This is a genomic window from Bradyrhizobium sp. (assembly GCF_016462955.1).
GTDB lineage: Bacteria > Pseudomonadota > Alphaproteobacteria > Rhizobiales > Xanthobacteraceae > Bradyrhizobium.
In genome coordinates this window covers 1-5871 of sequence record NZ_JAEMSD010000438.1, presented here as the reverse complement: position 1 = coordinate 5871, position 5871 = coordinate 1, and the positions used below count along the sequence as shown (strand labels likewise).

Below are 5871 nucleotides of genomic sequence, written 5' to 3'. Positions count from 1 at the left end.
GATTAGCCTCATCCTGAGGAGGCGCGTCAGCGCCGTCTCGAAGGACGAGGCGTGCGCGCAGACCGCCGCCGCAAGCCAATTGCGATAGCCCTGCGCGCGCAGGGGGAGCGGGGCTGCAGCCCGCGTCCGGCGAACCCTAGAGCTTCCGATAAGTCACGTGCGCCGTCGCGAACGGAATGCCCGCGCGCCCGGCGCTGCCGCGAACGATGCAGGCGCGATCATCGATCGCGTAGAACCAGTCGTCGAAGTTCAACTTGAACGACTTGCCGTCGCCCTGGGGCGTGTCGCGCGTGTACGTCCAATGGAATGCACAGCCGGCCTGCTCGCCGGTGGCTTCGCCTTCCAGGCGATTCTCATGGCCGGTGTATCGACCCTCGCCGAGCTTGTGAATGGTCCAGCGCAGCGTGTCGCTGTGGCCGTCATCGAAGCTGTAAGTTTCGGTCAGGACGACGGTGTCGGTGTCGGCGTCAAACTCGCCATGCGCCGTGATCGCCGCCCGCTTCAAGAGCCCGCCGACGAGGCTCTCGACCACCGCCCATCCTTCCAAGCGGCCGACGAGGAACTTCTCAGGGAGAAACACCGGCGTGGTGCCGGCGAACGCATCTATGGCCATGGCTCTTCCTCCGAAACGATGACCACTCAAGTCGCCCTCTCAACACCAAGTTCCCGGCAAGAGACTCACCTTGATGCGTCGCGTGCGCGCGACCCGCGTCGACACGTCGCCTTCTCCACAGCCCGTAGGGAACACGTGGACAATGCCAAGCCCTGCCGATTGGGAATCCCTGACCCGTGCTAACCGCCGGGAACGGGCAGGGGCGGTGTGGATTCGTCTCGAGAGGAGCGGTTCTCATGCTGATGACCAGGGAAAGACGGCCGGCGATCCGCACCCTGCGGGGATGGGCCATCCACCTGCTGCAGGAGGCCGGCGCCATCTGCGAATGCGAGGCGCATGGCTGGGCCAGGGATCGCGCCGACCCGCACGCGCGGAAACACGCCATCGCGCTTGCGCGGCAGCATCCACCGGATGGCGTCTCCGCGGATCAGGCGGTCGCCGAGATCAACGATGTGCTCGATTCGATCGGCGATGCGTGTCCGGAGTGTCCCGCCGAGGGCCTGTGAGGCCCGCGACAAGGACCTTGCCGTACCAGTCGGCATACGGCGTGTTCTTCGCCATGTGGCGATTGAAGTCCGGCGTGCCGTCGTTCCACCAGACCGGCCCCCGCTCCCCCAGCGCGCGCTTGACCTCGTCCACGGCGCGATGCGCGGCCGCCTCCGCGTCGGGGTCGTTGTCCGCCTTGGCATCGCGGACCGCGCGCCTTGCCGCCATCAGCCGCTTCACCAGGCTTGCGCGCTCGTCTTCCGGGAGATCAGGGCTCGCCATGCGCCACAAGCGACCGCGGACGACGAAGTAGCGTCCGTCCGGGGTCACCGGATGCTTCATGCCGATTTCCGCCGCGCCCCCGCGGCCGGCTTCTTCGCGGACGTCTCCTTGGCGGCCGCCTTCTTGCCCGCGATCGGCATCAGCATCTCCTTCTGGCCGGCGGCGGCCTTTCTCGGCTTCTTCGCCGGCTTGTCCGCCTTCGCCGGCGCGGCTTCCTTCCCGGCTTCCTTCCCGGCTTCTTTGCCGACGCTCCGGCGCAGCGCCTCCATGAGGTCGACGACGTTCTCGCCCTTCGGCCGCTCCTTCGGCCGGATCACCTTGCCCGCGCGTTTTTCGTTGATCAGCTCGATCAGCGCGGTCTCGTAATGATCCTCGAACTTTTCTGGCGCGAAGCGTCCGGCCTTCTGGTTGACGATGTGCCGGGCTAGATCGAGCATGTCCTTGGTGACCTTCACATCCTGGATGTCGTCGAAGTAGTCCTGCTCGCTGCGCACCTCGTAGGGGTAGCGCAGGAGGGTGCCGACGAGGCCCTTGTCCATCGGCTCCAGCGCAATGATGTGCTCGCGGTTGGTCAGCACCACGCGCCCGATCGCGACCTTGTTCATCTCGCGGATGGTCTCGCGGATCACCGCGAACGCGTCGTGGCCGACCTTGCCATCGGGCCGGATGTAGTAGGGGCGGATCAGGTACCGGGGGTCGATGTCCGACCTGTCGACGAACTCGTCGATCTCGATGGTGCGCGTAGACTCGAGCGCGATCTCCTCGAGCTCCTCCTTGGAGACCTCGATGTACTGGCCCTTGTCCAGCTCGTAGCCCTTGACGATGTCCTCGTTCGGCACCTCGTCGCCGGTTTCCGCATCGACCTTGACGTATTTGATGCGGTGGCCGGTCTGCCGGTTGAGCTGGTTGAACGAGATCTTCTCGCCCTCGGACGTCGCCGGATAGAGCGCCACGGGACAGGTGACGAGGGACAGTCTCAGGAAGCCTTTCCAGTTGGCGCGCGGGGCCATTGACGCAGAACTCCGGTTCGAGTGGCTCGGATTCAAGACGAACGGCCGGCCCGGGTTCCGACATCAGGAGCAACATTCATGACAGGCACGCCTTGCGGCGTCTTGCTCCATTTTTGGGTTCAGGCGCCGCCCGATTTGACGGAATCGACCACCAGCCGGCGCAGCCAGACCGCGCCGGGATCGTCGTGGCTTCGTTCGTGCCAGAGCAGGCGATAGCCGTAGGGCGTCACCTGCGCCGGCGGCTTCAGCATCACGAGGCCGAGCCGCGGCGCGAGCTGCCGGGCCGCCCGCGAGGGCATGGTCACCAGGTAGTCCGACGCCGCCGTGATCACCGCGGCCGTTGCGAAGTATGGAACACGCAGCGCGACGTGCCGCTTGTGGCCGCGCTCCGCCAACGCCGTATCGATCGGCCCGCCCTGCCCGCCGAAAATGCTGACCACGATGTGCGGCCAGGCCGTGAACAGCTTGATCGGCAGCACGTCCTTTGAACCGCGCATCTGCTCGAGCAAGGGATGCCCCTGCCGGACCAGCGTCACGAAACTTTCGCGGAACAGCTCGCGCGCCCGAAACGAGCCGGAGACCGGATTGTCGGCATACAGCACGAAATCGACCTGACCGTCGGCGAGCATGCGAAACACATCGCGCGAGAAGCTGACGATTTCGATCGCCGCACCGGGTGCCTCGCGCGCAAAGCGGGCGGCGGCATTGGGCAGGATGGCGAGCGCGCCATAGTCGGTCGTCGCGATGCGAAAAACGCGGTCGGTGGCGGCAGGATCGAATTTCGGCTTGTGGAGAAATGTCTCGACGCCGCCGAGCAAGGTCGCCAGCGGTTCGCGCATCGCCTCGGCGCGCAGCGTCGGCATCATGCCGCTGGCCGCCTTCACCATCAGCCGGTCCCCGAACAGGCGCCGCAACTTCGCCAGCGCACGGCTGATCGCCGGTTGGCTGCTGCCGAGACGCTCGGCGGCGCGCGTGACACTGCCGGTCTCGAGCAGCGCATGCAACACGACGAGAAGGTTGAGATCGACTTTTGCCAAATCCACTGAACGCATAATGAAAATTCTATCATGATATTTGTGGATGATGCCAGGTCGGCGTACACCAGCCTGCCATCGCCGCCAGGCAGGAGAAGTAGTCATGCCGTTCCATCCGAGCATCAATCGCCGCCTCCTGCTCGCCGGCGGCACGGCCGCAGCGATGACGCCGCTGCTGGGCATGCCGACCGCGATCGCGCAAACGCCGGCGCCCAGGAGCAATTCCGGCCACTACAGCTTTCGGATCGGCGATATCAAGGCGACCGTCGTCAGCGATGGCACGCTGAGCGGGAATCCGCGCATCTACGCCTCGACTGCGCCGGCGGAGGAACTCGGCAGGACGCTCAGCGATGCGTTCCTGCCGACCGACACTTTCAGGCTCAACCTGAACACGCTCCTGCTGGAAATTGGTGACAGGAGAATCCTGATCGAGGCCGGTGCGGCGCAAACACTCGGCCCCGATGGCGGACATCTGTTCCGCAATCTTGCCGCGATCGGCGTAGAGCCCGAACACATCGACGCCATCGTGATCACGCATACCCATCCCGATCACGTCGGCAATCTCAGCCGCGCCGACGGATCAAGCGCCTTTCCGAAGGCGGCCGTCTACATTCCCGAGGACGATTTTGCGTTCTTCATCCGAGGCGAGCCGGACCTGTCGCGGCTGCCCATGCCTGAAGACTTCCAGCGCGCCTTCATCGCCAATATCAAGCGCAGCGTGGCGCCGGTCGCCAAGTCTGCCGTGCTGTACCGGCCCGGCAGCGAATTGCTGCCGGGCATCACGACGATCGCCGCCGGCGGCCACACGCCGGGCATGTCGGCAATCCTGGTGCATTCCGGCGCGCAAGCATTGCTGATCACGTCCGATGCCGCCTATAGCCCGCTGCTCAACATCGACAATGCCTGGCGGCCCGGCCCCGATCTCGATCCTGATGCCGCCGTGCAGTCACGCAGGCGCTTGTTCGACCGCGCCGCGACGGACCGCATCCCGGTGCTCGGGTTTCATTTCCCGTTTCCGGGCATCGGCAACATCAGGACAACGGACGGCGGCTACCGCTGGGTGCCGGCGAGCTGGCGGTTCGAGGGCTGAGTGAGCCAGAAGGAAGCGCTGCTTATCCGGGTGCCGCGCCGGCGATTTCCGCGATGAATCGCCCGCAGCGCTCGACGATCAGGTCCTTGTCGTTGTCGAGCGTGGCGACATGATAGGAATTGTCGAGCCAGAGCAGGCGCACGTCGCTGGAGCTGATTTCCTGCGCTATGCGCTTGCCATTGGCCGCCGGCACGACGTGGTCCTCCCTGGAATGAATGGCCAGAGTCGGACAGCTGACCTTGCGCAGCAGGCTTTCGGTCGCGGCAATCAGGACGTGGATCTGCCGGAGGCAGGCGACCGGCACCTCCTGATAGGCCAGCTCCTTGACGCCGACGGCCTTGATATCCGATCCGATTCCCGGAACGCGCTTCGGCGCCGTGCCGTCCGAGACGAGCTCGGCCATCGCGCCGTCGAAGATTCCGACCGCACCGTTGATCGGCACCGCGCCTGCCACGATGTTCGGAAATCGTGCGGCAAGGTTGAGCGTCAGCGTGCCGCCCATGGACAGGCCGGTGACGAAGACCTTGTTGCCCTGGCCTGCCAGCTCGTGAAGCGCCTGCTCCGCCGACGCGAGCCAATCGAGATAGCCGGTCGTTTCCATGTCGTCGGGCGATGTGCCGTGGCCCCGCAGGCGCGGGCCGCTCACGGTAAAGCCGAAACGCCGGTGAAGCTCCTCGCCGAGATACCGCATGCTTTGCGTCGTTCCCGTGAAGCCGTGGAGCACGAGGACCGCGGGCCCCTTGCCCTGCATGAAGAAAGGTTCGGCTCCAGCCATCACTTCGGTCATGTCATCTCTCCCATTGTCTTCGCGGCGGCGGCCGCATCCGTTCGCGTCTTGGCGGGTTTGCCCAGCCCAGACTCGTCAGCAGGTTGAAGCCGAATGTCAACATCAAGGCGGCCACGGTCGGGCCGAGCCCCCTTTCTCTCCGCCTCTCCCGCTCGCGGGAGAGGCCGACGCGCTCGCAGAGCGCGGCGGGTGAGGGCTCTCGCCGCAAAGGGGAAATCCTCGGTTACTCTCAATAATCCCAGCGCGGAGACACCCTCTCCCCAACCCTCCCCCGCAAGCGGGGGATTGAGCCTACTGCCAATGCCGCTGCATCCTGCACATCATATGCGATTGCCCTTCCCCTTTTCGGAGCCGAAGTCACGTCGGCGGCGTGGACGGCGCTAGCGGACCCGCTCGAACGTGATGCGGATCTTGGTGCCATCGGGGCGTTGAAAATTCTCGGTCATGGTGTCGCCGTCGACCACCAGACGCAACTCCTTCTGCGTCCGGACGCTGCCGATCCAGTTCGGGAAGGTGCAGCCTTCGACCGTGTTGCCGCTGAACTCGCCGTTCTCATCCACGGTATAGGT

The 5871-nt window shown here is 65.4% G+C and carries 7 protein-coding genes and 1 pseudogene; 2 read left to right on the top strand and 6 right to left on the bottom strand.

What is annotated here, in order from left to right; translation table 11 throughout:
* Window positions 1–136: 136 nt before the first annotated feature.
* A complete protein-coding gene (locus JHD07_RS30970) occupies window positions 137–613 on the bottom strand; it encodes a DUF3833 family protein (protein ID WP_291629044.1) in 477 nt (158 codons plus the stop codon).
* A 236-nt stretch (window positions 614–849) separates the two neighbouring features.
* Here JHD07_RS30970 and JHD07_RS30965 point away from each other — a divergent pair, with 236 nt between their 5' ends.
* A complete protein-coding gene (locus JHD07_RS30965; protein WP_291629042.1) occupies window positions 850–1119 on the top strand; it encodes a hypothetical protein in 270 nt (89 codons plus the stop codon).
* On the opposite strand, the gene JHD07_RS30960 is transcribed toward JHD07_RS30965, so the two are convergent.
* The 3 genes from JHD07_RS30960 to JHD07_RS30950 all read right to left on the bottom strand — a co-directional run bounded on the left by JHD07_RS30960 (window position 1058) and on the right by JHD07_RS30950 (window position 3443).
* Window positions 1058–1441 (bottom strand): hypothetical protein, encoded by a 384-nt coding sequence (locus JHD07_RS30960; RefSeq protein ID WP_291629039.1) that lies wholly within the window; start codon window positions 1439–1441, stop codon window positions 1058–1060. The two genes, JHD07_RS30965 and JHD07_RS30960, sit on opposite strands and share 62 nt — an antisense overlap.
* Window positions 1438–2391, bottom strand: coding sequence for a Ku protein (locus JHD07_RS30955; RefSeq protein WP_291629037.1), 954 nt, complete (start codon window positions 2389–2391; stop codon window positions 1438–1440). The genes JHD07_RS30960 and JHD07_RS30955 overlap by 4 nt, the downstream gene beginning before the upstream one ends.
* Before the next feature lie 119 nt (window positions 2392–2510).
* The gene (locus tag JHD07_RS30950) at window positions 2511–3443 is read right to left on the bottom strand and encodes a LysR family transcriptional regulator (protein ID WP_291629035.1); all 933 of its coding nucleotides are present in this window, start codon (window positions 3441–3443) and stop codon (window positions 2511–2513) included.
* A gap of 145 nt (window positions 3444–3588) precedes the next feature.
* Here JHD07_RS30950 and JHD07_RS30945 point away from each other — a divergent pair, with 145 nt between their 5' ends.
* Window positions 3589–4515, top strand: coding sequence for an MBL fold metallo-hydrolase (locus JHD07_RS30945; RefSeq protein ID WP_291629046.1), 927 nt, complete (start codon window positions 3589–3591; stop codon window positions 4513–4515).
* 22 nt (window positions 4516–4537) lie between these two features.
* On the opposite strand, the gene JHD07_RS30940 is transcribed toward JHD07_RS30945, so the two are convergent.
* Both JHD07_RS30940 and JHD07_RS30935 read right to left on the bottom strand, forming a co-directional pair.
* The gene (locus JHD07_RS30940) at window positions 4538–5302 is read right to left on the bottom strand and encodes an alpha/beta fold hydrolase (RefSeq protein ID WP_291629033.1); all 765 of its coding nucleotides are present in this window, start codon (window positions 5300–5302) and stop codon (window positions 4538–4540) included.
* A gap of 380 nt (window positions 5303–5682) precedes the next feature.
* Window positions 5683–5871, bottom strand: a pseudogene (locus JHD07_RS30935) (hypothetical protein); the annotation flags it as partial.